The organism is Halorussus marinus (assembly GCF_004765795.1).
Taxonomy (GTDB): domain Archaea; phylum Halobacteriota; class Halobacteria; order Halobacteriales; family Haladaptataceae; genus Halorussus; species Halorussus marinus.
Map to the genome: position 1 here is coordinate 28244 of NZ_SBIV01000005.1, position 26204 is coordinate 54447.

A 26204-nucleotide genomic window follows, 5' to 3' on the forward strand; every position below is an offset into this window, starting at 1 on the left:
ACGTACTCGCGTGTCCAGCGACGCCGACCCGGACGAGCCCTCGCGGTCCAGCACCGTCGGGCTCGTCGCGGGCGTGTTCCTGCTGTCGACCGCGGCCGGCGCCTACGAGATCGCGCCCGCGAGCGTGCTCCCGCTGGTCAGAGAGTCGCTCGGGATCGGCGCGACCGCCGCGGGGTGGCTCGTGAGCGTGATGTACCTGACCGCGGTCGTCGCCAGCGTCCCCGTCGGGATCGCGCTCGACCGGGTGTCGGTCCGCAGGGCGGTCGCGGCCGCCGGCGTCGCGCTCCTGATCGCGGGCGCGTGGGGCTGGGCCGCCGCGGTCGCGGGGGCCTACTGGTGGCTGTTCGCGTCCCGGATGCTGGGCGGGCTGTGTTACGTGATCGTGTGGAACGCCGGCGCGAACCTCGCGGGACAGGCGGTCGAACCCGACGTGCGGGCGACCGCGGTCGGGCTGTTCACCGCGAGCGCCCCGGTCGGATTCACGCTGGGACAGTTCGGGAGCCCGCTGCTGGCCGAGCCGTTCGGCTGGCCGGCCACGCTGCCGGCGTTCGCGGCCATCGCGGCGGTCGGGGTCGGAGTCTTCCTGCTTGCGACCCGGAACCGCCGGCTCGCGGTCGAGACCGGCCAGCCCGACCGGGCGGAGTTCGCCGCGCTGTTCACCGACCGGGCGGCCTGGACGCTCTGTACGCTGAGCTTCCTCGGCTTTTCGCTGTATCTCTTTCTCAACAGCTGGCTCCCGAGCTACCTGACCGAGGGGCTCGGCGTCTCGCTCGCGGCCGGCGGGGCGCTCACCGCGGTGTTCCCGGCGGTCGGCGTCCTCTCGCGGACCGGCGGGGGCGTCCTCTCCGACCGGCTGTTCGGCGGCGCCCGGCGGCCGGTCGCGGTGCTTTCGTTCGTGGTCGCCGCGCCCGCGATCGCCGGCTTCGTCGTCTTCTCGGCGGTGCCGGTCGTGGTCGCGCTGATCGTCGTCTCGGGGTTCGCGGTCCAGCTCGCGCTCGGCCTGCTCTACACCTACGTCGCGGAGGTCGTCGCGCCGGCGGTCCGGACGACCGCGGTCTCGATGCTGACGAGCGTGGGGCTGTTCGGCGCTTTCGCCGCACCCATCGCCGGGGGCGCCGTCATCGAGCGGGCCGGCTACCTACCGGCGTTCGGCCTCGCGGCCGCCCTCGGGGCGCTCGGCGCGGTGATCGCGTGGCGCGCGCCCACCTCGGAGACGCCGACCGGAGGCTGAGGCGGTCTGCCCGCGGATTCCGGGTCGGGGCGGGCCGGGTGGCCGGAAACGCTAATGGCGCTGGCTCCCGACGACTAGAGCCGGAGGGTGGGAACATATGGCAGACAAACCGCACCAGAACTTGGCCATCATCGGTCACGTCGACCACGGCAAATCAACGCTGGTCGGGCGGCTCCTCTTCGAGACGGGGAGCGTCCCGGACCACGTCATCGAACAGCACCGCGAGGAGGCCGAGGAGAAGGGCAAGGGCGGCTTCGAGTTCGCCTACGTCATGGACAACCTCGCCGAGGAGCGCGAGCGCGGTGTCACCATCGACATCGCCCATCAGGAGTTCGAGACCGACGAGTACTACTTCACCATCGTGGACACGCCCGGCCACCGCGACTTCGTGAAGAACATGATCACGGGGGCCTCGCAGGCCGACAACGCCGTCCTGGTCGTCGCGGCCGACGACGGCGTCGCGCCCCAGACCCAAGAACACGTCTTCCTGGCGCGCACGCTGGGGATCAACGAACTCATCGTCGCGGTCAACAAGATGGACGCCGCCGACTACGACGAGACGCGGTATCGGGAGGTGATCGCGGAGGTCAAAGACCTGCTCGATCAGGTCCGGTTCGACACCGCCGACGCGAGCTTCATCCCGATCTCGGCGCTGGAGGGCGACAACGTCGTCGAGCGAAGCGACGAGATGCCGTGGTACGACGGCGAACTCGTGCTCGAAGCGCTCAACGGCCTCGAAGCCCCGGAGCCGCCGACCGACGCGCCGCTCCGACTCCCGATTCAGGACGTCTACACCATCTCGGGCATCGGAACCGTCCCGGTCGGCCGCGTCGAGACCGGCGTCCTCAACACCGGCGACAGCGTCTCGTTCCAGCCAAGCGACGTGGGCGGGGAGGTCAAGACGATCGAGATGCACCACGAGGAGGTGCCGCGGGCCGAGCCCGGCGACAACGTCGGGTTCAACGTCCGGGGCGTCGGCAAAGACGACATCCACCGGGGCGACGTCTGTGGTCCCGCCGACGACCCGCCGTCGGTCGCCGAGACCTTCACCGCCCAGATCGTGGTGATGCAACACCCGTCGGTCATCACCGACGGCTACACGCCGGTCTTTCACGCCCACACCGCGCAGGTCGCCTGCACCATCGAGTCCATCGACCAGAAGATCAACGCGGCCTCCGGTGAGGTCGAGGAGGAGAACCCCGACTTCATCCAGTCGGGCGACGCCGCGGTCATCACGGTTCGCCCGCAAAAGCCCCTCTCGATCGAGTCCTCGAGCGAGATCCCCGAACTGGGGAGCTTCGCGGTGCGGGACATGGGCCAGACCATCGCGGCGGGCCGCGTGCTGGAAGTCAACGAAGGGTAGGGGAAATCGCGTCGAGCGCGCCCGCGTTCGCGCGGCCACATCGGTTCATTTTACTGTCCGAGCGGAGTCGGTCTACACATGGGTTTTGGTAGCTACGACGAGTCCGAACAGCAGGATCAGGACAACGACATCGACGAGGACGCCGCGGTCAACGTCCACGAGAACGACCACCACGGCGAGGTCTCGTTCGACTCGGAGGCCTCTCAGGACGAGCTCCTCGACAAGCTCGACGAGATCAAGGGCGCCGACGAGGAGTAGCGGCCGGCGACCACTCAGGTCGCGCCGACCTACGCCGACTCCGTGTTCGACCCGCGCCACGCCTGCACGAACGGGACAACGAGCGACACCGCCGCCAGCGCGAAGATGCCGAGCGTGAGCGGTTCGGAGTAGAAGATTTCTAACGAGCCGCCCGACAGCTTGAGCGACCGCCGGAGGTTCACCTCCGCGATCGGCCCCAGGATGAGCCCGAGCACCATCGGCGCGAGTGGGTAGTCTTCGACCCGCATCACGTAGCCGAGCGCGCCCGCACCGAGCGCGACCCACACGTCGAGGACGTTACCCCGGAGCGCGAACGCTCCCACGATCGAGAGCACGAAGATCGCGGGCCAGAGGTACTTCCCCGGGAAGTCGATGAGCCGAGCCCAGTAGCGGGCGCCGACCAGCCCGAACACCAGGATGACGACGTACACGGTAAAGAAGCCGACGAAGATGGCGTAGACGAGTTCGGGTTCGTCCTGAAACAGCCCGGGGCCGGGCCGGATGCCGTGGACCATCAGCGCGCCGATCAGGATCGCGGTCACCGAGTCGCCGGGGATACCGAGGGTCAGCGTCGGGATCAGCGCGCCGCCGGTCGAGGCGTTGTTGCCCGATTCGGCCGCCGCCACCCCGCGGATGTCGCCGTCGCCGAACGTCGCGGCCGCGCCCTCGACCCAGCGTTTGGCCTCGTTGTAGGTGACGAACGACGCGATGTCGCCGCCAGCGCCCGGGATCGCGCCGATGAACGCCCCCGCCACGCTCGATCCGACGACGACGTTGCGGATCTTCGAGAGGTCCGCCCGCGAGGGGATGACGTTCGTGAACTCCTGGGAGACCTGCTCGGTCTCGATGCCGCGCTGGTAGCGCAGGAACCCCTCCGCGATGCCGAACAGCCCGATCATCACCGCGATGAACTGGATGCCGGAGGTGAGCGGTTCGAAGCCGAACGAGAAGCGGGGATACGCCAGTACGGGGTCGAGGCCAACCGTCGCGAGCAGCATGCCGAGCAGGCCCGAGACGAGCCCCTTGAGAAGCGAGTCGCCGCTGACGCTGGCGATGATCGTGAGCCCGAACACCGCAAGCGCGAAGTACTCCGCCGAGCCGAACTCGATGGCGACGCTCGCGATCTGTGGTGCTAACGCCGCGAGCAACACGACGCTGACCGCGCCGCCGACGAACGACGCCACCGTCGCCACCGCGATCGCCCGGCCCGCGAGTCCGCGTTCGGCCAGCGGGAAGCCGTCGAAGACAGTCGCGGCCGCGCTCGGGGTCCCGGGCGTCCGGATCAAGATCGCGGGGATCGAGCCCGCGTACAGCGCGCCGCCGTAGATGCCGAGCAGGAGCATCATCCCCTCGGCGGCCTCCATGCCGAACGTGAACGAGACGAGCACCGCGACGGTCATGGTCGCGGTCATCCCGGGGAGCGACCCCATCGTCATCCCGATGAGCACGCCCGCCACGATGAGCGCGAGCGCGAACGGCTGGTAGACGATCGCGGCCCCCTGCAGGAGGTTGCCGACGACGCTCATCTACGCCACCCCCAGAACCAGCGGGAGCGACGGGAGAAACTCCGAGAGCGACACGACGCTCCCCTCCGGGAGCGGAACGCGCAGGAACGCCCGGAACACGTAGTGGAGTACCACCGCGATGGCGACCCCGAGCGGGACCGACGTGCGGAGCCGCCTCACCCCGGAGTACCACATCAGCCCGACGAGAAACCCCAGCGTTCCGAGGACGAACCCGACCGCCGGCATCACGAGCACGTAGGCCAGCAGGAACCCGGCCGGGACCGCGAACCGGACCACCGCTTCGGTCCCCACACTGTGGGTTCGAGGGTCGCGAGCGACCACGCTTCGAACGAGCAGTACGGCCGCCAGCAGAGCGATCGTCGCCGCGATGACTCGGGGGAAGAAGGCCGCGCCCGGGGTCTCGCCGAACCCGCTCGGGAAGTCGCGACTCGCGACGAACACGCCCGCCGACAGCGCTACCAGCAGCGCCGCGCCGACTTTATCGGTGTGTCGAATGTCGATAGCCATTGAAAAACTCGGAGTGGCCCGGTCGCGTCCCGACCGGATTACGAGCTCGTCGTCTCAGACGCTGTCGTGGTTCCCGACTCGGTTTCGGTGCCGCCGTCGCCGCCCGGTCCGAGACCGAGGTTGGCGACGATCTCCTCGAAGCGGTCGAGTTCGGACGCCATGAACTCGCCGTACTCCTCGGGGCCGCGGTTGACCAGCCCGAAGCCGTTCTCGTCCATGAACGACTGGAAGTCGTCGGACTCGTACACCGACTGGAACGCGCCGTTGAGCGTCTGGACTCGCTCGTCGGGCGTGCCCGACGGGACCCCGAGCCCGCGCCACGCGCCGATCGTCACGTCGATGTCTTTCTCCCGGAGAGTCGGCACGTCCGGGAACAGGTCGTTGCGCTCCTCGCCGAACACCGCGAGCATGTTGAGCGGGCCGTCCTGGACCTGCGGGGCGACCTCCGCGGCGCTCGCGGTGGTCGCCTCGACCTCGCCGTTGACCACGGCTTGGGTCGCGGGCGCGCCGCCGTCGTAGCCGATGTGCTCGACGTCGATGCCGACCTGCTGGGCCATCTGGGCCGCCGAGAGGTGCCAGATCGCGCCGATCCCCGAGTTCGAGATCCGGATCTCGCCGGGGTTGTCCTCGGCGTAGGAGACGAACTCCTCGATCGTGCTGTACGGAGCGTCCTCGTGGACGGTCAGCGACGCCGGATCGAAGTTGTACTGCATCACGGCGTCGAAGTCGTCGGGCGTGATGTCGGCGATCCCGAGGTGCGAGATCGTGGCGATCTCGACCGTCAGCACGCCCACCGTGTGGCCGTCGGCTTCGGCGTTGGCGGCCGCTCGGAAGCCCGCGCTCCCGCTCCCGCCGGTCTGGTTCGTCACGAAGACGGACGTGTCGAGTTCGTTCTCCGCCAGCGAGGCGAGCTGGCGGGCGGTTCGGTCGGTGCCGCCGCCGGCCGCCCACGGAACGATCAGTTCGATGTCGTCGCTCGGGTACTCCTGTGCGGCGCCGAGACCTGTCAGTCCGGCGAGTCCGACCGCCGAACCGACGCCGGTCGCCTTGAGAAACCGTCGCCGTCCTGTCGATTCGAGTATCGCGTCGTTGTCTTCCCCCACCATTCCACCACCAATGTTTTACTATATCGGATAAGAACTTTTTTGCCTATTTTGTTATGTTAGTTCGGGAGGAAGGTGTGAGCCCGGTCGCGGGCGCGCGACGGCCCCGGAGACGGCGGAAATCCCGAGTCGGGGGCGCGAACCGGGCCGAATATAACGCGGTACGCGCTACGGTGGCGCGTGAAGAACGTCACCGACAGGATCACCAACCCGTTCGACATGCGCCCGCCCTGTCCGGGCGCGGAGGGCGAGCAGGCGGCCGTCTTCGGGTACGGCGACGCGAACGCCGACTTCCACGTCGTCGGCGACCACCCCGGCGTCCACGGCGGGTGCGAGACGGGCGTTCCGTTCACCGGGAGTCCCGCCGGCGAGCGACTCCGGTCCGTGCTGAACGAGGTCGGCCTCGTAGCCGACCGAGACGGCGACGGCGACGGGCCCGCGGTCGCAAACCTCTTTCTGAGCTACCGGTACATGTGCTGTCTGGCGGACGATCGGGCGCCCACCGACCGCGAGTACGACGACCTCGAACCGTTTTTCGACGCCGAACTCCGGGCGATCGCCGCCCACGTTCTGCTCCCGGTCGGCGAGGCCGCGACCCGACACGTCCTCGCCACCTACGGCGCCCGGGCGGCGCTGGTCGACGACCGCGGGATGGCCGAACTCCACGCCGACCACGTCCCCGGAAGCGGCTTCCTCGTCGTTCCGATCCGCGAGCCGACCGAGTGGGCGGACGCCGATCGCGAGCGACTGGCGGCGTCGCTGTCGGAGCTACTGGACTCGGACTATCGCCAGACCGCCGACCTGAGTCGGTTTCTCGCGGGCGACGAGACCTACGAGGTGCGGTAGTCTGGGCCGCCGGGAACGACGGCGTCGACCACCCCTCGGACGGTCCCCGCGAGGAGATCGAGAAGTGTCGGAACCAGCGGCAAGACTACGACGAACGCGACCGCCGCGCCGACGGCCACCAGCGCGATCTGTACCGGCGTCTCGGGACGAGGGACCGCCATGCGTACGCCGACGCCGCCATCGGTGTTAAAACTCGGTGTGGGTCCGTCCGGGCGTCGCCGACCCCGAGCGCGTCGCTACTTACCGATCCGGATCGCACTCCGGGCCGGGGTCGGCGGCGCGGTTCGGGCGCGACTCGGCGTCGAACTCCGCCCCGCAGTCGGCACAGACCATGCTGTCGGCCGGGAGACCCCGCTGTGGGGTGACCAGCCCGCAGTCGTCACAGATGCCGTAGAGTCGCTTGCCGGGGTCGAGACCGCTGACGAACTCCATCCGGACCCACGCGTCGGGGTTCCGTTCGTCGTAGATCTCGACGCCGCCGTCGGTCCGCGTCCAGTTGACGGCCTCCTCGTCGCGCCCCCGTGACTCGGTTCGGTCGCTCATCGCGTAGGTGAACCCCGATCGGTATCTATCATAAAAGTTCCGTGATAATATTTACTACGGGCGTGGTAAACCGGCGGCAGGGCGCCCGACGCGCCGGCGGCGACCGGCGGGAGGGAAAACGACTTATTCCGACGCCGCCGAGTGGGACCGTGCAACGGATCCAGCTCGGGAACACCGTCTTCGAGGGCGAGAACGCCGTCTACGTCCTCGGAGCCGACGCAGAGACGACCGCGCTCGTCGACACCGGCGTCGCGGACTCGGCGACGCGCGAACAGCTACGGTCGGGACTCGCGGCCCACGGCCTCGGGTTCGAGGACGTCGACGCCGTCCTGTTGACCCACTGGCATCACGACCACGCCGGGCTCGCGGGCGAGATTCAGGCCGAGAGCGACGCGACCGTCCACGTCCACGAGGCCGACGCCGAGATGATCGAGGCCGGCGGAACGACACACGTCGAGGAGATAGAGCGACGCGACCTCTTCGATCGGTGGGGCGTCCCCGAGCAGAAGGCCGAGGAGCTACTGGCGTTTCTGGGTCGCCACGAGGAGATCAGGGGACGGGCCCCGACCGTCGAGACGTTCGCCGACGGCGAGCGCTTCTCGGTGGGCGACCTCGAACTGGAAGCCGTCCACCTGCCCGGCCACACCGCGGGGCTGACGGGGTTCCGGTTCGACGGCGAGGACGGCCCGGAGCTGTTCGCCGGCGACGCGCTGTTGCCGAAGTACACCCCGAACGTCGGCGGCGCGGACCCGCGAGTCGAGGACCCGCTGAAGGCGTATCTCGGCTCGCTCGACCGGATCGTCGACGGCGAGTACGTCCGGTCGTGGCCGGGCCATCGGGACCCCATCTCGAACCCCACCGAGCGGGCCCGCGAGATCATCGACCACCACCGCGAGCGCACCGAGCGAGTCGTCGCCGTCCTGCGCGAGCGCGGCGCCGCCGACGCCTGGACGGTGAGCGCCGACCTGTTCGGCGAACTGTCGAACATCCACATCCTTCACGGGCCCGGGGAGGCGTACGCCCACCTCGATCGGCTCGAACGCGAGGGCGTGGTGGCCAACACCGACTCGGGGTACGAACTCCGAACCGACCCCGACCTCGACGCGGTGTTCGGCGCCGAAGACGTGGCCGTCGACTCCGAGTAGGTCGGATCGGTCGGGCGACGCCGGAGCCGAGTCGGTGGCGCCGCTCGGGTTCACGTCCGTTCGTATTTTTGATCTGGGAATTTAAAGGAATGAAACCACTTATTAGGAAGCCCTGAATCCGACCACACGAAGCATGGTAGACGCACCGCCCCGCGTGCTCCACGTCGAGGACAACGACTTCTTCGCGAGAATCACCGCCGACGTCCTCGGCGACTACGACATCGACGTCTGCACCGTGGGGAGTGCCGACGCCGCCCTCGACAAACTCGCCGCCGAGGAGTTCGACTGCGTGGTCAGCGACTACGAGATGCCGGGGATGGACGGGCTGGAGCTTCTCGACGAGGTTCACGAATCGTATCCCGACCTCCCGTTCATCCTGCTGACCGGCGGCGGCAGCGAGCAGATCGCGAGCAGAGCGATTTCGGCGGGGGTCACCGACTACCTCAAGAAAGCGACCGGGAAAGAGCAGTTCACGGTGCTGGCAAACCGCATCGAGAACGCCATCTCCCGGCGGCGGACCGAGCGACGCGTCGACCGCCAGATCGAGGTCAACGACCGGATCTGGGACGTGAGTCAGGCGGTCCTTCGGGCGTCCTCGCGCGAGGAGATCGAGGAGATCGTCTGCGAGCAACTCGCCGGGACCGAGCCCTACTCGGTCGCGTGGGTGGGCAAGACCGACGCGAACGCGAACGTGATCCATCCGCAGGTCGCGACGGGCATCGACGTGGCCGCCCTCGAACCGATCGCGTTGGCCGCCGATCGAGACGACGCGCCGTCGGAGCCCCGGAGTACCGACGGGGCGGCGTCGGTGTCGAATCCTCGGCTGATACGAGAGGCCATCGCCACCGAGACCGTTCAGGTCGCGACGCGGCCCGTTCCGGACGCCGACGACCGAGGCGGCGCCGATCGAAACGGCTCGGAAGACGCCGACGGCGAATCGGCGGTCGTCGCCGTGGTGCCGCTGGTGTACGAGAGCACGATTTACGGCACGCTGAGCCTGTGGTCGGTCACCCGAGGCGCGTTCGGGAAGACCGAGCGGCGCGTCCTCTCGAAGTTCGGCAGTAGCGTCGCCTACGCGATCGACTCGGTCCGGACCCGAAAGGAACTCGTCAGACGCGAACAGCGACTTCAGGTGTTCAACCGGATCCTCCGGCACAACCTCCGCAACGACCTCAACGTGGTGTTGGGCCACGCCGAGAACCTCCTCGAGGAGAATCCGGGCTCGGAAGCCGACGTCGACGTGATCAAGCGGAAGGTGATCGAACTCATCGAGATCAGCGAGAAGGCCCGGGAGGTCGGGAAGACCCTCGACCGAGAGGACGAGACCCGGACCCAGATCGACCTCGCCGAGTCGATCGAACACACCGTCGAGGAGTTTCGCCAGTCGTACCCGGAGACGGAGATACTCGTCGACTGTCCCGACTCCGTCTACGCGTACGCCGACAAAACCATCGACGCCGCGATCAGCGAAGTCCTCGAAAACGCCATCGAACACACCGACTGCGAGTCCCCGTCGGTCACCGTGTGCGTCTCCCGGCCCGTCGACGAGAGCGGGTGGGTGGAGCTGGCGGTGCTCGACGACGGACCGGGCATCCCCGAAGAGGAACAGGAGGTGCTCTCGGAGGGCAAAGAGACCGCGCTCCACCACGGGAGCGGCCTCGGGCTCTGGCTCGCGAACTGGATCGTCGAGAAGTTCGGCGGCGAACTGGCGTTCGACGACGACCGGACCGACGGGAGTGCGGTGATTCTGCGACTCCAGCACGCGAGCGTGGCGGGCGACCGGACCCCGGAGTTCTGATCGGTCCGGTCGAGTCGCCGAGTCGGGCGGTCGCCCGCGACCCCGTCGTTTCCGCTGTCTGCCCTCACGGGGCGTGCGGCCGGTCCACACCGGTGTTTCCGTTGTTTCGTCGCCGGGCCCGCGGCGGGTCTGCGGTTCGTCGCGACACCGATGTTTCCGGTGTTTATTCCGCGGCCCGATCACTCCGCAGTTTCCGCTGTTTCGCCCGGCCGAACGCGACCGGACGGCGAGAGCCGAACTCCGCGAGCGCGACCGGCGTTCGGCGCGGTCGACGAGACTCCCGGACCGATACGGGGTCGAGAGCGTCGAACAGCGGAAACGGTGGGGTAATTGATGGGTCGTGGGCACAGCGGAAACGGTGGGGTAATTGATGGGTCGTGGGCACAGCGGAAACGGTGGGGTTCGGTTCGGCGGTCGAAACAGCGGAAATCGTGGGGTTGGGGCGACGGGGAGGCCGACGAGTGATTTTCGGGGTCGCTCGCGGGTCACTCCTCGATGTCGCCGAACGTGGTCTGGTAGTACGGCCTGATGCTGTCGTGGACGCCGGCGAACTCGATCGTCTCTTCGAGCGCGCTGACCACCAGTTGGAGGTCCTGTTTCAGGGCGTGTTCGCGGTACTTGCCCCCGGACATCCCCTCGTTTTTCTCGGTCGAGGAGATGACCCCGAGCATGGCGAGGTCGGCGAGGTGGTCGCGCATCCGACGGCTGGTGAGCGGTTCGGTGCCGACGTGGTTGCACAGCTGTTCGTACCGGGGTCGGATGTCGCGCGAACGAGCGGGCGTCGTCTCCTCGGCCTCGAGCGAGGTGAGCGCGTAGAGGATGAGTCGGGCGTGCTCGGTCAGGTCGGCGACCCCCTCCATGATGCGGTCGCGTTCGAGCTTCTCGCGTGCCTCTTGGACGTGCTCGTCGGTGACCTGCTCGACGGCCTCCTTCCGGGCGAGATCGCCGGCCTCCAGCAGGAGATCGAGGGCCTGTCGGGCGTCGCCCGCGTCCTGTGCGCCGTAGGCCGCACAGAGCGGGATCACGTCCTCGGCGAGCGCCGCCTCGTGAAAGGCGACCTGCTCGCGCTGGCTCAACACCTTCTGGAGTTCGGTGGCGTCGTACGGCGGGAACGACACCTCCTTCTCGCAGAGCGACGACCGGACCTTCGCGGAGAGCGAGTCGCGAAACGAGAGGTCGTTCGAGATGCCGATGAGCCCGATCTTGGCGTCTTCGAGGTAGCCGTTGCTCCGTGCGCGCGGGATCTGATAGAGGATGGAGTTGTCGTTGATGTGATCGACCTCGTCGAGGACCACGATGATAGTTCCGCCGACCTTGTCGAGTTCCTCCCAGAGGAAACTGTACACCTGCGCTTGTGGGTAGCCGGTGTTGCTGATCTGTTCGGACGGGGTTCGGAGCGTGTTGACGAGTCGCACTGCCACCTGATAGCTCGAGTTGAGACCGTCACAGTTGATCTCGATCACGTTCAACGAGATGTCGTCGTACTTGGCGGCGTCGTCCTGGAGACGGTTGAGGAGAAATCGGGTCGCGGCGGTCTTGCCGACGCCGCTCTTGCCGTAGAGGAAGATGTTCGACGGGGCCTCGCCGTTGATGATCGGTTGGAGTGCGGCGTGGTACTCCTCCAACTCGTCGTCGCGACCGACGAGGTTGTTCGGGGTGTACTCCTCCAGCAAGGCGTCGCGGTTCTTGTAGAGGGAGTTGTCCCGATCGAAACTGAACGATGACATGAACTGTCGTTGGGTGGACGACCACATAAATCCACAGGGCGACGGCGGTGTCCGCTGTTTCTTTTGTTCGATTCTTTTTAACTCAAGGCGTCGTTCCCGGAGGCCGTGGTTTCCGTTGTCGGATCTGACTTAAACACACACCCACCCCATCGTTTCCGGAGTCTTCGACGGGATCGGCAGGAGGGGGTTCGAGTTGGTATTTAATTTGGGAACCTTTATTACCCAAGACAGCAAACGATATCCGTAGGACAATTAGTCAAAATAGACTATTATATCTCTCGGTTTGCTGTGCGTATTTTCTAGGAAGCGAAGACGATACCTCGCTAATATTGACAGTATTTGATCCCCGACGAACAGCCGCCGGATCGTGGCGGGCCGATTGTGGCGTCCCAACCCCCTCCCCACTGTTCTCGCGGAAAACAGCGGAAACAGTGGGGTGGGTGTGTGGCCGCCCTTTCGCCCCGTCCCCGCACCCGCCGCCCCGAGACAGCGGAAACGACGGAGTGAGCGTCAGTCCCACGACCAACTGTCGACCTCTCTCGACGTCTTTTCCGGCCGAAATCGGCCTCAGCCGGCCAGTGGGTCTCGAACGAGCGACCGTAGACAACGGAAACCGCGGTGTTGGTGGCCGTGAGTCGGACCCAAAACGAGGCTCGTCTCGTGACCGAAACACCGGAAACGGTGGTGTTACCGTGACCCGTGGAGACCGACGCGCCGCCGATCTTCCGCCTCAGTTGGCGGCGTTCCTCGTCGTATCGTCGGGTGGGTAGCCTCGATAGTGTCGAAATCGCGAGGCTGAACGTCCGGTCTCGACGCCGTAAGCCAACTGGCACGACACACGGAACCGTCCCAAAACAGCGGAAATCGTGGGGTTACGTTCGGCTTCGAGCGCTCCGGTCCGAACGGCTCCGATCGCTTCGAGACAGCGGAAACGGCGGGGTCGTGACACGGTGAGACAAAAGGGCCGATCGGTCGGCTACCGCGACGCGACTATCAGCACCGTCTCGGGACGTTCGTCCGCCCGCTCCACGTCGAAGCCCGCGGATTCGAGCAGTTCGACCGCCTCGTCGCGATCGTAGCGCTCCGCGACCGGGGGCCCGCTCTCCCCGCGGCCCGCCCCCGACCAGTCGGCGACCACGAATCGCCCGCCGTCCCGGAGCACGCGTGCGACTTCCGAGACGGCGGCCTCGCTCGCGAACTCGTGGAACGTCATCGTCGAGAACGCGCCGTCGAGGTCGCCGTCGCCGAACGGCAGGTCCGCGACGTCGGCCGTCACGAGCGAGACGTCCTCCGGGAGGCCCTTCTCGCGGTAGGCGTCGTGCATCGCGGACTGGACGTCCACCGCGCGGATCTCTCCCGCGAACGGGGCCACGTCGTCGGTGTAGAAGCCGGTCCCGCTCCCGAGGTCCGCGAGCGCGGCGTCCGGCTCGGGGTCGATCGCCTCGACCAGTTCCTCGCGGGAGAGGTAGCGGTAGCGCGATTCGTCTTCGAGCTTGTCGGCACGGTCGGCGTCGAACGTGTGGAACCCCATCTCAGGCGTGGCGCTCCACTACCCGGGTCAGGCTCTGTTCGTCCTGCATCCCGACGAGCTGTTCGACCTGCTCGCCGTCGGCGAACACGACGAGGGTCGGAACGCTCCGGACGCCGTACTGGGACGCGAGCCCCTGGTGTTGGTCGACGTCGACCTTCGCGACCGTGGCCGGGGTGGTCTCGGCGACCGACGCCACGACGGGTTCGAGCATCTTGCACGGGCCACACCAGTCCGCGTAGAAGTCGACGAGCACGACGCCGTCGCCGCTCGTGATCTCGGAGAACTGCTCGACGCTCTCGACGTGGACGGGTTCGTCGGTCGATCCCACCCCGTCGGTCGCATCGGTTCGGGTCTCGGAGCCGGCGTCGGAGCGCTCGCCGGCGAGCTGTTCGCGCTTTCGCTCGCGGATGGCTTCGAGTTCGTCGTCGGTCATCGTCCGTACTTGTCGCCCGACGGCATTAACTGTTGTGCAAATTTCCTGCAATACTGACGATCGCCGATGGTGGTCCCGACCCCGCCCACGGAGCGTCGGCGGTGCAGGCGGTCGGTTTCGGGGGCGACGCCGGGCCCGGGAGACAGCGAGACGGAAGCTCCCCGGCGGCGTTTGCTCGTGCCCGTACGTTGATGTGGCACGCATCCCACGGATCGGTATGAGCGAACCCCTCGACGTCGAGGACTTCTACGGGCTGACCCTCCTGACCGACGTGGCCGTCTCGCCGACGGGCGAGCGCGTCGCGTTCGTCGCCGACGAGTTCGACCGCACCGAAGACGACCGCCGGAGCTCGCTCTTCGTCGCGCCCGCCGACGGCGCACGCGACCCCACGCGGCTCTCGCGGGCGTCGGACGCGAGCGTTCCCGCGTGGAGCCCGGACGGCACGAAACTGGGGTTCGTCGCGGCCCGAGAGACCGACGCCGAACTCGCAGTCTCGCGGGCCGACGGTGACGACGACGAGCCGTCGGACGACGAGGAGCGAGTCGACGCCGGCGCCGACGAGCCGAAACCGCAGGTCTGGGCGTTCGATCTGGAGCGCGGCGGGGACGCCCGCCAGCTCACCGACTTCGAGGAGGGCGTCGAGTCGTTCGACTGGGGACCCGCGGGCGAGCGGCTCGCGGTCGCGGCCCGTGACCCGACAGAGGACCAACGCGAGTACCTGACTGCCCGCCGCGAGGACGACGCCCCGATCGAGACCGAGCGCCTCCAGCACAAGTACGACGGGAAGGGCTGGCTCGACGAGGTGCGGACCTATCTGTTCGTGGTCGATTGTGAGAGCCGGGAGGCCGACCGGCTCGACGACGCCCACGGCGGGGGCGCCCACGAGCCCGCGATCGGCCTCCAACCGGCGTGGTCGCCCGACGGATCGACGATCGCCTTCCTCTCGAACCGGACCGACCGCCCCGACGACAACTACGTGATGGACGTGTACGCGATCGCACCCGACGGCGAGGACCTCCGGCGGGTGACCGACGGCGACCTCACCGCGTCGCGTCTCCGGTGGCACCCGGACGGCGACCGGCTCGCGTTCGTCGGCGGCGACCCCGAGAACTGGTACGACCCCGACCGGGTCTACGTCGCCGAGCGCGACGCCCCGGCAGACGCCTCGGGCGAGACCGACGCGGGTCGGCTCGGCGCGCCGGCGTCGCGATCTGGCGACCTCGACCGCACCGTCGCCCGCTACGGCGCGCCGGGCTGGGACGGCGACGACGTGATCGTGCCGATCGGCGACGAGGGACTGACCCGACTCGCACGGTTCACCCTGGAAGGCGACCCCGAGCGGACGTTCGACGCGCAGGGCCGGGATCGAACGATCGAGGGGTTCGACCTCCGGGGCGGTCGCGCCGCGGTCGTGCTCTCGGACCCGGCGGCCGGAACCGACGTGTTCAGCGCGCCCGCCGTCGATCTCGACTCGGCGGAGCCGACCCGCGTCTCGGCGGTCAACGAGGAGCTCGTCGGGGGCGCTCGGACGCCGGAGTGTCGTCGCATCACCGTCGAATCCGACGGGGCCGAGATCGACGTGCTGGCCTACCTGCCCCCGGAGTACGACCCCGACGACCCAGACGCCGACCCCCGCCCGCTGGTCGCCTCGATCCACGGTGGCCCGATCGCGTACGACGCGCCGACGTTCTCGTTCGACTACGCTCACCTGACCGGTCAGGGGTACGTCGTCGCCCGGACGAACTACCGCGGGAGCTCCTCGTACGGCCGCGAGTTCAGCGAGCAGATCCGCGGCGAGTGGGGGCCCCGCGAGCGCGACGACGTGCTCGCGGCCGTCGACGAACTGGTCGACCGGGGCTGGGTCGACGACGAGCGGTGTTTCGCCACCGGGTTCTCCTACGGCGCGATGACGACGGGGTATCTGGTGACCGCGAGCGACCGGTTTGCGGCGGCCGCCGCCGAGCACGGCATCTACGACTTCCGGTCGTCGTTCGGCACCGACGACAGCCACGTCTGGTGGGAGAACGACTACGGCCTGCCGTGGGACAACCCCGAGGGCTACGACGCGAGTTCGAGCCTCGTCGACGCGGGCGAGATCGACACCCCCCTGCTGGTGACCGCGGGCGGCGAGGACTGGCGGTGTCCGCCCTCCCAGTCCGAACAGCTCTACGTCAGCGTCAAGAAACAGGACGTGCCGGCTCGACTCGTCGTCTACCCGGACGAGCACCACGCCATCGGCGACCCCGACCGGGCGATCCACCGGCTCGAAGAGCTGACCGACTGGTTCGAGCGCCACGACCCCGACGCGTAGGTCGACGCGTCAGGGACGCGGGTCAGATCACGCCGACTCGGGGGCGACCGTCTCGGACTCCTCGACGTCGGGACGGGGTCCGTGAACGACGTGGTTCCCGTCGGCCCGGACCTCGACCCGGCACCCCCGCAACTCGAACACGACCCGTCCCCGAGTCCGCGGCCGTCCGTCGCACCGGTCGTCGAACAGCCGCCCGAGGGCGTCCGGATCGATCACGTCGTACAGCACGAACTCCTCGTCGGTCGGCTCGCAGTCGGTGATCGCCGCGACCGCCCGCGGGACGCTGACGGCCGGATCGTCGGCGTCGGTTGCGATTCGGTACGCCGGCCGCTCGCCGCGGTCGAGCGACGGTTCGCGTTCCACGTAGTGTGTCGTCGCGTCTCTCATAGTTAGATACGGACAGCCGAACTCCCGATTCCGTAGCATCTGAGAACTACGGTATCTGATAAAAAACCCTCGGTTCGCGTTTACCGTTATCGGCTCACCACCGGAAATTACTGCCGGTAGCGTGCCGGCGGCCGGGGTTCGCGCGCTAACTCCGGACCACTCAGCCCGTCGACTCCGAGGCTGTTAGCGCATCGACTCGGGGCCTTTCACTCTCTGGTCAGGATCATCGCGTCGTCGGCCGCCTGCTCGCCGACGTGCTCGCGGAACTGCTCGGCGTGGATCGCCTTCAGCCGCGAGAGCCCGTCGGGTCCGGCGTCGAGCCGCTCGCCGAACTCGGCCCAGACGTGGCTCCGGACCGAGAGGTAGTACGCGGCGTCGGTCCGGGCCACGAGCGGGTCACGGTGGAACTGGGTCCGGTAGTCGTAGACGAGATCCTCGACCGAGAGAGCCGGGAGCGCCCGGACGGCCTCCTGATGGCGGGCGACGAGCGCGCGGTCGGCCTCGTCGTCGACGTCGGGGAACGGATCGAGGGGGTCGGCCATGCCCGCCGCTACGGCCGCCCCACGGTTAAACGGCGGCGGTGAGTCGGATCGATGACGGCCGCCGTCGCGACCGAACACCCCGGCGTTGGGCCCCGACGATCGGGGGTCTACCGTCGCGCGATCAGCACCGCGAGGACGAGCCCGACCACCGCGACGACCGGACCGAACCCGGGGACGCCGGTCGAGGGCGTCTCGGTCGCGGTCGCCGTCTCGGCCCGGAGCGCCGTGGTCGACGGATCGTCGCCGCCCGGGGTGTCGGTCGTCGCTCGGTCGGTCGTCTCGGCGTCAGTCGCGTTCGGCGACCCGATCCGGACCAGCCAGCCGTCCCGGCCGTCGGCGTCGGCGCCGCCGGTCTGGCCCGCGAGCAGGTAGCCGCCGTCGTGGCCGCGGATCGCGGGCCACGGCTTGTCCCACCCCGAGGTGCCGTAGTACGACTCGTCTGTGACCCGACCGTCGGCGTCTGTCGCGACGACGTAGCCGTCCGCGCTCCCGTCGGGACCCGCGTTCGAGCTTCCGGTGAACAGGAAGCCCTCCTCGGTCCGCATCGCCGAGTCGAGCCACTGGGTGCCGTTCCCGCCCGGCCTGCGCTCCCACGCGACCGAGCCGTTCGCGCCGACCTTCACGAGCCACCCGTCGCGCGGGCCGGTGGCGTTGCTCTCGGTCTCGCCGGCGAACACGAAGCCGCCGTCGGCGGGCGCGGCCGCCCACACGTCGTCCCTGCTGGCCCCGCCCGCGGTCGTCTGCCACTGCTCGGCGCCGTCGGCGCCGATCGCGAGCGCCCACCCGTCGTCGGTCTCGCCCTCGACCTTGCCGGCGAGGTAGTACCCCGACTCACGGGGCACGATCGCGCGGAGGTAGCCGTCGCCGTACCGCTCGGGGGTCGGGTACGCCTCGGTCCACTCGGTCGATCGGTTCTCGTCGAGCCTGAGCGCCACGCCCTCGCGGCGGTCGCTCCGGGTCCACCCCGCGAGGAGGTAGCCCGAATCGTCGGCTTCGAGCGCGTAGAAAGCGCCCGCCGACGGCGTCCGTTCCGCGACGACCTCGCCGTCGGGCCCGACCTCGACGATCCAGCCCCGCGGGCTCTCGTCCCGATCGGTCCGGCCCGCCAGAACGTAGCCGTCCTCGGCCCGCGCGACCCCGTAGAAGCGGTCGGTGCCCGACTCGCCGTAGGTGCGCTCCCACTCGATCTCGCCCTCGGCGTCGGTCTTGACGACCCATCCGTCGCGGTCCTCGCCGCCGGCCCACCCGACCGCGAGGTAGCCGCCGTCGTCGGTTCGGACCAGGTCCGCGAAGGTGTCGTCGCCCTCGCCCCCGTGGGTCCGTTGCCACTGTTCGGGGAGGTCGGGGCGGGCGAGCGTCTCGGCGTCTCCGTGGCCGGCGTCGGCGGCGCTCGTGGCGATCGCGGGCAGGGCGGCGGCCAGCCCCGCGCCGACGACGAGCGCCGTCAGCACCGCTGCGAGCAGTCTCATGCGCGTCACTCGACGCTCGACGGTGTTTGTTATGGGCCGGCTGTACGGGCGTAGGCGGAGCCTGTCGCATCCAAAAGCGTAAACTGACTCCCTGCGAGCGTCCGGCCATGTCCCGGACGGCTCTCCTGTTGGCCGGCGTCGGTATGGTAACGTGGGGCGCGTGGGTGGTGTTGGCGGACCTCGCCACCCGGACGCTCGAACCCGAGATCGCGATGGCGATCTCGTATCTCGTGGGCGCCGGCGTCGCGGTCGCGTACATCCTCTCGCAGGGCGGCGCGCCCGCGGTCACCGGGGTCGGCGCGGGCTACGCGCTCGCCGGCGGGCTGTTCTCGGGCGTCGGGGGCGTGAGCTACTACGCCGCGCTCCAGTACGGCGACGCGTCGGTCGTCTCGACGATCACCGCCCTCTACTTCGTCGTCGCGGCGGTGCTCGGGGTCCTGTTTCTCGGCGAGTCGCTCGGCGCCCGCGACGCGGTGGGGATCGCGCTCGCGGTCGGGGCCGTGGCGGTGCTCTCGACCTGACCGCCGGCCGCGTCGGCGTGGAGCTCGACGCCCCGGACTCACTCCCGTCTCCACACCTCGGGTTCGAGGTCGAACCGCCGCAGGACCGAGGGGTAGCCGAAGGCGATGGTCAGCGCCGCGATCATCCGGGGGACGAACCCGTCGACCCCGACCGCGGCGAGGACGACGACGGACGCGAAGTAAAGTAGCATCATCGCCACGAACTGCGGCAGGAGCTGTCGCCACTTCGATGTCATACGACTGTCGAAGGTCCCTGAGATGTTAAACGTGCGTGGGTCGCCGGCCCGCCCGGTCACTCGAACGCGGGGACGACCTCGCCGCCGAGGCGCTCGATGCACTCGACCATCGCGTCCGTGCCGATCCCGGGGTGGTAGGTCCGGAAGATGAAGTGGACGTCGTCGCCGAGCGCCTCGCGGTACGCGGTCAGCTCTTCTACGACGTCCTCGGGAGACCCGTAGATGGCCTGCTCGCGGAGTTCGGTTCGGCGCTCGTCGGACAGCTCTGCGACCGGTTCGTCGTCGAAGATTTCGGCGTACCGGCGCTGGAGATAGAGGTAGCCGTCCCGCATCGTCGCCCACGCCTCCTCGCGGGAATCGCCGACGAAGCCGTGCTGGAGGACGTAGACGTCGAACTCCCCGTCGAGGCCCTCCTCGTCGCGGACCCGCCGGATGTCCTCGACGCGCTTTCGCACCCCTCCGATCGAGAGCGCGGAGGGCGCACACCACGCGTCGGCGACGCGGGCGGCCCGCCGGACCGCCGGCTTGGCCGCCCCGCCGTACATGATCGGGATCGACTCGTCCGGTTTGGGGGTGACCGTCGCGTCGGGCGAGACCTCGTGAAACTGCGCGTCGTACTCGAGCGGGCCGTCGGACCACGCCGCGCGCAGGAGGTCGGTGGCGTCCCGGAGCCGGTCGACGCGCTCCTCGCGGGGGACGCCGAACTCCTCGAACTCCCGGGGATTCGACCCGATGGCGAGCCCGAGGGTCAGCCGACCGTCCGCGAGCAGATCGACCGTGGCGGCGTCCTCGGCGAGCCGGACCGAGTCGTACAGCGGTGCGAGCGCGATACAGCTCCCGATCTCGACGTCGTCGGTCGCGGTCGCCAGCGCGCCGAGTGCGGGCATCGTCGCCGAGAGGTAGCCGTCCTCGGCGAAGTGGTGTTCGGAGACCCACGCGCTCGCGAGGCCGGCGTCGTCGACCGCCCGGCCGAGAGTCAGCATCTCCTCGTAGATGTCGCTCGTCGATCTGTCGTCGTCGGGTCGGCGCTGACAGGTGAAAAGCCCCGTGCCGATCTCCATACCCCGTGGTCGCTGGCCGTCGACTTAGTTTGTCGGGACCGGCTAGTAGTCGATTGTGGTGATCTCCTCGACGGGCCACTGGCTCAGGATCTCGACGCCGTTCTCGCGCACCACCACCATCTCCTCGACACGGACGCCCTGCCGGTCGGCCGGCCGCATCGTCTCGACGGCCATCGTCATCCCCTCCTCGATCTCGATCGGGTGGTCGGGCGAGAGTCCGCGCCAGATCAGCGGCACCTCGTAGAGCTGGAGCCCGAGCCCGTGGGCCCAGTGGTTCGTGGTCATCTCCCAGAACTCCTCGGCGCCGTACCACTCCATCTGCTCGCCGTCCTCGTCGGGGAACCCCCGACAGATCTCGTCGGTGGTCGCGCCGGGTTCGATGCGTTCGAGCACGTCGTAGAGGTCGTCGCGGGCCTTCCGGTAGGCCTCCCGCTGGGCCGCGGTCGGGTCGCCGAGGCTGAACGTCCGGTAGTAACACGACCGATAGCCGTTGAACCCGACGTTGTAGAAGTCGGCGTACACGAGGTCGCCGGGCCGCATCACGCGGTCGGTGGTGTTGGCCTGATGTTTGGGCCAGGTGTTCGGCCCGGAGGTGACGTAGCCGCCCTGCACCATCGCACCGAGCCCCCAGAGCTCCTCGGTGGCCGCGCCCCACACCTCCGACTCGCGCGCGCCGGGCTTTGCGGTCTCGGTGATCCGCTGGAAGCCGGCCTCACAGAGCGCGGCGACCATCCGGAGACACTCGATCTCGTCGCGGGTCTTTATCTTCCGGGCGTCCGCCATGGCCTGCGTACACTCGTCGGGCCGAACGTCCACGCCGCGGTCCTCGAACTTCCCGATGAGCGAGCGGTTGCCCACGTCGATGCCCATCGGTTCGTTCTTCACGCCGTACTCCTCGGCCGCCTCGACGACGAGGTCGGCCATCTTGCCCGCGAGCCAGTCGCGGGCCGACTCGCGCCCCGACGCCCGCGGGACGTTGCCCAGCCCAGGCGCGGCGTACCGCACGTCGTCGAGCCACGGGCAGTTGTACCGCTGGTTGCTCGCGTGGTCGGCGGTGTCCCAGTGGACGACGTCGCCGTCCTCGGTGAGGAGGGTGTAGTGGTCGGCGCCCGACCCGCCGGTCATCGCGAGGCCGGTGACGTACCGGACGTTGGGATCGTCGACCAACAGCATGCTCCCGAGCCCGGCCTCGCGCATCCGTTCGAGCGCCCGCGCCTTGCGCTCGCGGCGCAGTCGCTGGAAGTCGATGCGCTCCTCCCAGTCGACCGCCATCGTGCCCCGGGTGCCTTCCATGAAATCGCGCTGATAGAAACCCATGACCGTCCGTACGCCGAGGTCTGTAATGAAAGTAAGTGGCCGTCCGGGCCGGACGCGTCCACTGCACACGCGGAGTCGGGTTCGCGCGTAGTTTTAACACCGCTCCCGACGACCACCGAATTATGTACAAACACGTCGCCCTGCTCGTCCGCAAGGAGGGGCTGACCCACGAGGAGTTCGTCGACCACTGGCAGACCGAACACGCCCCGATCGCCCGCGAGATCGACGGCGTCACGCGCTACCAGACCGTCCTGCCGACGGACCCGGGGAACGCGGAGTTCGACGGGATCGCCGAACTCTACTTCGAGGACCTCGACGCGCTCCACGACGCGTTGGGGAGCGAGGGCTCGCGGGACTACGACCCCGAGAAAGGGACCGCGAAGGCGGCCCGCGAGGACGTCGACAACTTTCTGGCCGTCGAGAAGCGGCCCCGATTCGTCGGCGAGGAGGTCGTCCAGAGAGACGACGTCGACGGCGACACCGACGGCCTCTACAAGCACTCGGCGTTTCTCGTCCGCAAGGAGGGGTTGACCCACGAGGAGTTCGTCGACCACTGGCAGACCGAACATACCCCGATCGCCCGCGAGATCGACGGCGTGGTCCGGTACGCCACCGTGTTGCCGACGGACCCGGAGAACGCGGAGTTCGACGGCGTCGCCGAACTCTACTTCGAGGACCTCGACGCGCTCCACGACGCGCTGGGAAGCGAGGGCTCGCGGGACTACGACCCCGAGAAAGGGACCGCGAAGGCGGCCCGCGAGGACGTCGACAACTTCCTGGCCGTCGAGGAGCGCCCCCGCTTTATCGGTCGAGAGACGGTCCAGAAAGACGACCGCTCGTAGGTTCGTCGGTGTCGACGACCGGCTACGGCCGGATGTAGGCGTACCCGTCGTCTTGGAGTCGGGTGAGCTCGCCGACGCCCGAGGACACCGTCTCGACGCCGTCGACGAGATCGGACTCCGAGAGGTCCATGGTGTCGAGGGTGTTCGAACAGGCCTTGAACGAGATCCCGGCCGCGAGCAGGTCGGCGACCGTCTCGCTCCCGTCCCCGCCCGCTGTGAGCGGCTCGATGCCCTCCGCCTGCGCGACCACCGCGATGTCGTCCATCTCGACGGTTTCGTCGTTCGAGAGGTTCTCCGCGACGGTGAGCGCGGTCTGCTGTTGGGCCTCCTCGCCGGTGATGAGGTGGAACACGGTTCGCATACCGGAGAGACGGCGCGGTCGCGGGAAACGGTTGTGGCCGGGCCAACGCTTACGGTCCGACGCGACGACTCGGGCACATGGCAGAGCCAGACTACGACGCGCAGGTCCGCTCCGCGCTCCCGGAGCTCGCCGACATCGACGATCCGGCGCTCCGCGACCGAGTCGTCGAGGCGTGGACGCTCGGCCTCGAACGCGGCGGCTGGCGCGACGTTCACGACGTCCCCTACGCGTGGAACATTCAGGAGGTCTCGAACGTCGAGCACGTCCGCGGGGTGACCCGCATCGCGGTCGCGTCGGCCGCCGAACAGCGGGAGTTCCACGGCGCGGACCCCGACCTCGACGTGATCCGTGCGGCCTGTCTGCTCCACGACGTGGGCAAGTGCTACGAGTACGTCGACCACGTCGACGACGAGACGCTCGGGGAGCCGGACCCGACCTACGCCGGCGAGGAGATCCCCCACTCGCTGTCGGGGTACGCGCTGGCCCACGAGGTCGGCTGTCCGCTCGCGGTCCAGCGTGCCATCCCACACTTCCTCGGGGAAGTCCCCGACCGCACCCTCGAAGCCGAACTGGTCAAGAGCGCCAACGCCGCGAGTTCGAACGCGATCACCCAGTCGGCGATGGGGATCACGCTCGAAGAGTGGGTCCGGACGTACAGCCAGACGACCGACTGAGCGCCCCTCGGCGCCGTTCGGCGGGGTCGACCCCGCGAGGTCGTGTCGTCTGGCGCCGAATGCAGAAGCCATTAGCCCCCGCCGAGCCAACGTCGGAACCATGAACGACCTTCTGGTCCGGGCCGCTCGCGGCGAGCGGACCGAACGCCCGCCGGTGTGGCTGATGCGACAGGCCGGCCGGTACATCCCCGAGTACCGCGAGATTCGCGCCGACTACACGTTCAAGGAGGCCATCTCGACCCCCGAGGTGGCCGAGCGAATCACCCTGCTCCCGTGGGAGATCTTCGAGCCCGACGGGCTGGTGATGTTCTCGGACATCCTGACCGTCCTCGAACCGCTCGGGCTCGACTACCGCATCGAGAGCGGTGTCGGCCCGGTGATCGCCGACCCCGTCGAGGGTCCCGACGACGTGCCCGCGGGTCACGCCGACGTCCGCGAGGAACTCGACTACGTCGGCGCGCTCCTCGAACGCCTCGATGACAGCGTCGGCGACCGGACGAGCCTCATCGGCTTCGCCGGCGGGCCGTTCACGCTCGCGGCGTACGCGGTTGCCGGCGAGCCAGCCGGCAAGAAACAGCTCCCGATCCGGCGCTTCCGGGTCGAGCACCCCGACGCGTTCGCCGAGTTGCTCGAACGCTTCGCCGACGTGGTCGTCGACTATCTGGAGTTTCAGGTCGAGGCGGGCGCCGACGTGATCCAGCTGTTCGACACCTACGCCGGCCTGCTGACCCCCGACGACTACGCCGCGTTCGTCCAGCCGCTCCACCGGCGCATCTTCGAGGCCGTCGACGTGCCGTCGATCGTCTTCTCGCGGAACCCCGGCGGCAAGCTCGATCTGCTCGCCGACTCGGGCGCGGACGTGGTGAGCCTCGACTGGACCGTGGACGTGGCCGACGCCCGCGCGGAACTCGGCGACGTGCCCGTCCAGGGGAACCTCGACCCGACGTATCTGCTCGGCGACGAGCAGTTCGTCCGCGAGAAGACCCGCCAAGTCATCGAGAAGGCCGGCCCCGAGGGCCACATCCTGAACCTCGGCCACGGCATCAACCGGAACACGCCGGTCGAGAACGCGACGGCGTTCGTCGAGACCGCGAAGGAAGTCGAGCGGTAATTACCCCCGCTCGCGGAGCTCGAGTTCCACGGTGTCGGCGGGGGCCAGCGTCATCGACGCCACGAGATCCAGTTCCGCGGGCGCCGCGGTTCGGACTCGGAACCGCCGGAGCACACTCGCGAGCACGAGGCGGGCCTCGACCAGTGCGAACCGGCGGCCGATGCACTGGCGCGGGCCGCCGCCGAACGGGAAGTAGGCGTACGCCGGCCGCTCGTCGTCGATCCACCGCTCGGGTCGGAACGCCTCTGGGTCGTCGTAGAACGCCGGTCGACGGTGGGTCGCCCACTGCGAGCACAGGACCAACGCGCCCGCGGGCACGTCGCACCCCGCGACCGCGTCGTCGCCGACCGCTTCCCGCATCACCACGGGGACCGGCGGATAGAGCCGCATCGCCTCCCGAATCGCACGATCGGTCCGCGGCAGGTCGTCGCCGAGCGCGGGTGGCCGGTCGAGGTCGCGGATCTCGTCGGCGACCCGGGCCTGTTCGTCGGGATGGGTCCCGAGCAGGAACAGCGCGTACGTCAGCGCCAGCGCCGTCGTCTCGTGGCCCGCGAGCAGGAACGTTATCAACTGGTCGCGGATCTCTTCGTCGCCCGCGCCGGACTCGACGAGCGTCGAGAGCAGGTCGTCGTCCCCCTCGCCGCTCCGACGGGAGTCCGCGAGGTCGGCGACGAACGATTCGAGGCGCGCGACCGCCCTACGGTAGCGCCTGTTCCGCGCCGTCGGAACCCAGTCGGGGACGTAAAACGGCGTCCTCGAATCGGGCGCGAACCGGTCAGTCACGGCCGCCGCGGCCTCTCTGACCTCAGTGGCGTCCCGCAGGTCGGCGCCGAACAGAACCTGCCCGAGCACGTCGAGAGTGAGGGCGGGCAGCGCCTCGGTCGCGTCGATCGAGCCGCGATCGGCCCATCGGTCGAGGTGACGAGAGGTGCACTCGACCATCGTCTCGGCGTAGCTCGCGATCCGACCCGGATAGAACGCGGGCTGAATTCGGTCGCGCTGGCGGCTCCACTGCTCGCCCTCGCTGATCAGCAGGCCGTCCCCGAGCAGTCCCTCCAGTTCCCGCTTCTGGAACTCGCCCTTGCGGTAGTTGTCGGCGTTGCTCGCGAGAACGCGCTCGATCGCCGCGGGATCGGCGAGCAACACCGCGTCCCGCTTTATCGCCGACAGGCGAACGGCGCCGCCGTACTCGGCGACGGTTCGCTCCACGAACCCGAGGGGGTCGCGAGCGTAGTCGTAGGCGTGACCGATCACCGGGAGACCGGGAGGGGCGTCTCGTGACTCGCTCATACGCGGACGTAATCGCGTCCGGTGGGAGGGCGTGCTGCCGAGTATAGCCGGTTATTTATATACATCCAACG

At 68.8% G+C, this 26204-nt stretch carries 27 protein-coding genes; 11 read left to right on the top strand and 16 right to left on the bottom strand.

All coding sequences use genetic code 11. From position 1 onward, the window contains the following. Positions 1-10 precede the first annotated feature (10 nt). The 3 genes from EPY72_RS11025 to EPY72_RS11035 all read left to right on the top strand — a co-directional run bounded on the left by EPY72_RS11025 (position 11) and on the right by EPY72_RS11035 (position 2852). Complete coding sequence (locus EPY72_RS11025; protein WP_135806455.1) at positions 11-1231, top strand: MFS transporter; 1221 nt, start codon at positions 11-13, stop codon at positions 1229-1231. A gap of 97 nt (positions 1232-1328) precedes the next feature. Further along, positions 1329-2594: a translation elongation factor EF-1 subunit alpha gene (gene tuf / locus EPY72_RS11030; RefSeq protein ID WP_134672352.1), complete on the top strand. Its 1266-nt coding sequence runs from the start codon at positions 1329-1331 to the stop codon at positions 2592-2594. 78 nt (positions 2595-2672) lie between these two features. After that, complete coding sequence (locus EPY72_RS11035) at positions 2673-2852, top strand: DUF5786 family protein (protein WP_134672353.1); 180 nt, start codon at positions 2673-2675, stop codon at positions 2850-2852. Between the two features lie 29 nt (positions 2853-2881). On the opposite strand, the gene EPY72_RS11040 is transcribed toward EPY72_RS11035, so the two are convergent. Genes EPY72_RS11040 through EPY72_RS11050 form a run of 3 tightly spaced genes read right to left on the bottom strand, consistent with a single transcriptional unit; the run spans position 2882 to position 5991 of the window. Continuing rightward, positions 2882-4378, bottom strand: a complete 1497-nt coding sequence (locus EPY72_RS11040) for a tripartite tricarboxylate transporter permease (protein ID WP_135806456.1) — start codon at positions 4376-4378, stop codon at positions 2882-2884. Then, positions 4379-4885 carry a tripartite tricarboxylate transporter TctB family protein gene (locus EPY72_RS11045; RefSeq protein WP_134672355.1) on the bottom strand — a complete coding sequence of 169 codons (507 nt, stop codon included), beginning with the start codon at positions 4883-4885 and terminating at the stop codon, positions 4379-4381. It abuts the gene before it with no gap. A 38-nt stretch (positions 4886-4923) separates the two neighbouring features. After that, positions 4924-5991, bottom strand: a complete 1068-nt coding sequence (locus EPY72_RS11050) for a Bug family tripartite tricarboxylate transporter substrate binding protein (RefSeq protein ID WP_135806457.1) — start codon at positions 5989-5991, stop codon at positions 4924-4926. Positions 5992-6168: 177 nt separating this feature from the next. Here EPY72_RS11050 and EPY72_RS11055 point away from each other — a divergent pair, with 177 nt between their 5' ends. Further along, a complete protein-coding gene (locus EPY72_RS11055) occupies positions 6169-6834 on the top strand; it encodes a uracil-DNA glycosylase family protein (protein ID WP_135806458.1) in 666 nt (221 codons plus the stop codon). Here the strand turns inward: EPY72_RS11055 and EPY72_RS19425 are convergent. Next, complete coding sequence (locus EPY72_RS19425; RefSeq protein ID WP_167599508.1) at positions 6819-6995, bottom strand: hypothetical protein; 177 nt, start codon at positions 6993-6995, stop codon at positions 6819-6821. The two genes, EPY72_RS11055 and EPY72_RS19425, sit on opposite strands and share 16 nt — an antisense overlap. Positions 6996-7074: 79 nt before the next feature. Beyond that, positions 7075-7377, bottom strand: a complete 303-nt coding sequence (locus EPY72_RS11060) for a hypothetical protein (RefSeq protein ID WP_135806459.1) — start codon at positions 7375-7377, stop codon at positions 7075-7077. Positions 7378-7526: 149 nt separating this feature from the next. On the opposite strand from EPY72_RS11060, the gene EPY72_RS11065 reads away from it, so the two are divergent. After that, the gene (locus EPY72_RS11065) at positions 7527-8522 is read left to right on the top strand and encodes an MBL fold metallo-hydrolase (RefSeq protein ID WP_135806460.1); all 996 of its coding nucleotides are present in this window, start codon (positions 7527-7529) and stop codon (positions 8520-8522) included. A gap of 133 nt (positions 8523-8655) precedes the next feature. Further along, on the top strand, positions 8656-10320 hold the full coding sequence (locus EPY72_RS11070) for an ATP-binding response regulator (protein WP_135806461.1): 1665 nt from the start codon (positions 8656-8658) through the stop codon (positions 10318-10320). A 485-nt stretch (positions 10321-10805) separates the two neighbouring features. Here the strand turns inward: EPY72_RS11070 and EPY72_RS11075 are convergent, their stop codons facing one another. The 3 genes from EPY72_RS11075 to trxA form a co-directional block, all read right to left on the bottom strand. Continuing rightward, entirely contained in the window at positions 10806-12047 is a 1242-nt protein-coding gene (locus EPY72_RS11075; RefSeq protein WP_134672361.1) for an orc1/cdc6 family replication initiation protein, read from the bottom strand. 976 nt (positions 12048-13023) lie between these two features. After that, the gene (locus EPY72_RS11080) at positions 13024-13578 is read right to left on the bottom strand and encodes a class I SAM-dependent methyltransferase (RefSeq protein ID WP_135806462.1); all 555 of its coding nucleotides are present in this window, start codon (positions 13576-13578) and stop codon (positions 13024-13026) included. A 1-nt stretch (position 13579) separates the two neighbouring features. Beyond that, a complete protein-coding gene (gene trxA, locus EPY72_RS11085; RefSeq protein WP_134672363.1) occupies positions 13580-14011 on the bottom strand; it encodes a thioredoxin in 432 nt (143 codons plus the stop codon). Between the two features lie 217 nt (positions 14012-14228). Between trxA and EPY72_RS11090 the strand changes: the two genes are divergently transcribed. After that, the gene (locus tag EPY72_RS11090; RefSeq protein WP_135806463.1) at positions 14229-16322 is read left to right on the top strand and encodes an alpha/beta hydrolase family protein; all 2094 of its coding nucleotides are present in this window, start codon (positions 14229-14231) and stop codon (positions 16320-16322) included. 27 nt (positions 16323-16349) lie between these two features. Here the strand turns inward: EPY72_RS11090 and EPY72_RS11095 are convergent, their stop codons facing one another. The 3 genes from EPY72_RS11095 to EPY72_RS11105 all read right to left on the bottom strand — a co-directional run bounded on the left by EPY72_RS11095 (position 16350) and on the right by EPY72_RS11105 (position 18720). Beyond that, a complete protein-coding gene (locus tag EPY72_RS11095; protein WP_135806464.1) occupies positions 16350-16685 on the bottom strand; it encodes a HalOD1 output domain-containing protein in 336 nt (111 codons plus the stop codon). 230 nt (positions 16686-16915) lie between these two features. After that, positions 16916-17251, bottom strand: a complete 336-nt coding sequence (locus EPY72_RS11100) for a DUF8048 family protein (protein ID WP_134672366.1) — start codon at positions 17249-17251, stop codon at positions 16916-16918. A gap of 107 nt (positions 17252-17358) precedes the next feature. After that, a complete protein-coding gene (locus tag EPY72_RS11105) occupies positions 17359-18720 on the bottom strand; it encodes a PGF-CTERM sorting domain-containing protein (protein ID WP_135806465.1) in 1362 nt (453 codons plus the stop codon). Positions 18721-18827: 107 nt separating this feature from the next. Here EPY72_RS11105 and EPY72_RS11110 point away from each other — a divergent pair, with 107 nt between their 5' ends. Further along, entirely contained in the window at positions 18828-19241 is a 414-nt protein-coding gene (locus EPY72_RS11110; protein ID WP_135806466.1) for an EamA family transporter, read from the top strand. 38 nt (positions 19242-19279) lie between these two features. On the opposite strand, the gene EPY72_RS11115 is transcribed toward EPY72_RS11110, so the two are convergent. The 3 genes from EPY72_RS11115 to EPY72_RS11125 are packed head-to-tail and all read right to left on the bottom strand — an operon-like array spanning position 19280 to position 21855. Beyond that, positions 19280-19477, bottom strand: coding sequence for a hypothetical protein (locus EPY72_RS11115; RefSeq protein ID WP_134672369.1), 198 nt, complete (start codon positions 19475-19477; stop codon positions 19280-19282). A 56-nt stretch (positions 19478-19533) separates the two neighbouring features. Further along, on the bottom strand, positions 19534-20538 hold the full coding sequence (locus EPY72_RS11120; RefSeq protein WP_135806467.1) for an LLM class flavin-dependent oxidoreductase: 1005 nt from the start codon (positions 20536-20538) through the stop codon (positions 19534-19536). 42 nt (positions 20539-20580) lie between these two features. Continuing rightward, the gene (locus EPY72_RS11125; protein ID WP_135806468.1) at positions 20581-21855 is read right to left on the bottom strand and encodes a M24 family metallopeptidase; all 1275 of its coding nucleotides are present in this window, start codon (positions 21853-21855) and stop codon (positions 20581-20583) included. 122 nt (positions 21856-21977) lie between these two features. On the opposite strand from EPY72_RS11125, the gene EPY72_RS11130 reads away from it, so the two are divergent. Next, positions 21978-22697, top strand: a complete 720-nt coding sequence (locus EPY72_RS11130; RefSeq protein ID WP_135806469.1) for an EthD domain-containing protein — start codon at positions 21978-21980, stop codon at positions 22695-22697. Between the two features lie 22 nt (positions 22698-22719). Here EPY72_RS11130 and EPY72_RS11135 read toward each other — a convergent pair whose 3' ends face one another. After that, positions 22720-23058: a DsrE family protein gene (locus tag EPY72_RS11135; protein ID WP_135806470.1), complete on the bottom strand. Its 339-nt coding sequence runs from the start codon at positions 23056-23058 to the stop codon at positions 22720-22722. A gap of 77 nt (positions 23059-23135) precedes the next feature. On the opposite strand from EPY72_RS11135, the gene EPY72_RS11140 reads away from it, so the two are divergent. After that, complete coding sequence (locus tag EPY72_RS11140; RefSeq protein ID WP_134672374.1) at positions 23136-23732, top strand: HD domain-containing protein; 597 nt, start codon at positions 23136-23138, stop codon at positions 23730-23732. 100 nt (positions 23733-23832) lie between these two features. After that, on the top strand, positions 23833-24843 hold the full coding sequence (gene hemE, locus EPY72_RS11145; RefSeq protein ID WP_135806471.1) for a uroporphyrinogen decarboxylase: 1011 nt from the start codon (positions 23833-23835) through the stop codon (positions 24841-24843). Here the strand turns inward: hemE and EPY72_RS11150 are convergent, their stop codons facing one another. Continuing rightward, positions 24844-26133: a cytochrome P450 gene (locus tag EPY72_RS11150; RefSeq protein ID WP_135806472.1), complete on the bottom strand. Its 1290-nt coding sequence runs from the start codon at positions 26131-26133 to the stop codon at positions 24844-24846. It abuts the gene before it with no gap. Between the last annotated feature and the right edge of the window lie 71 nt (positions 26134-26204).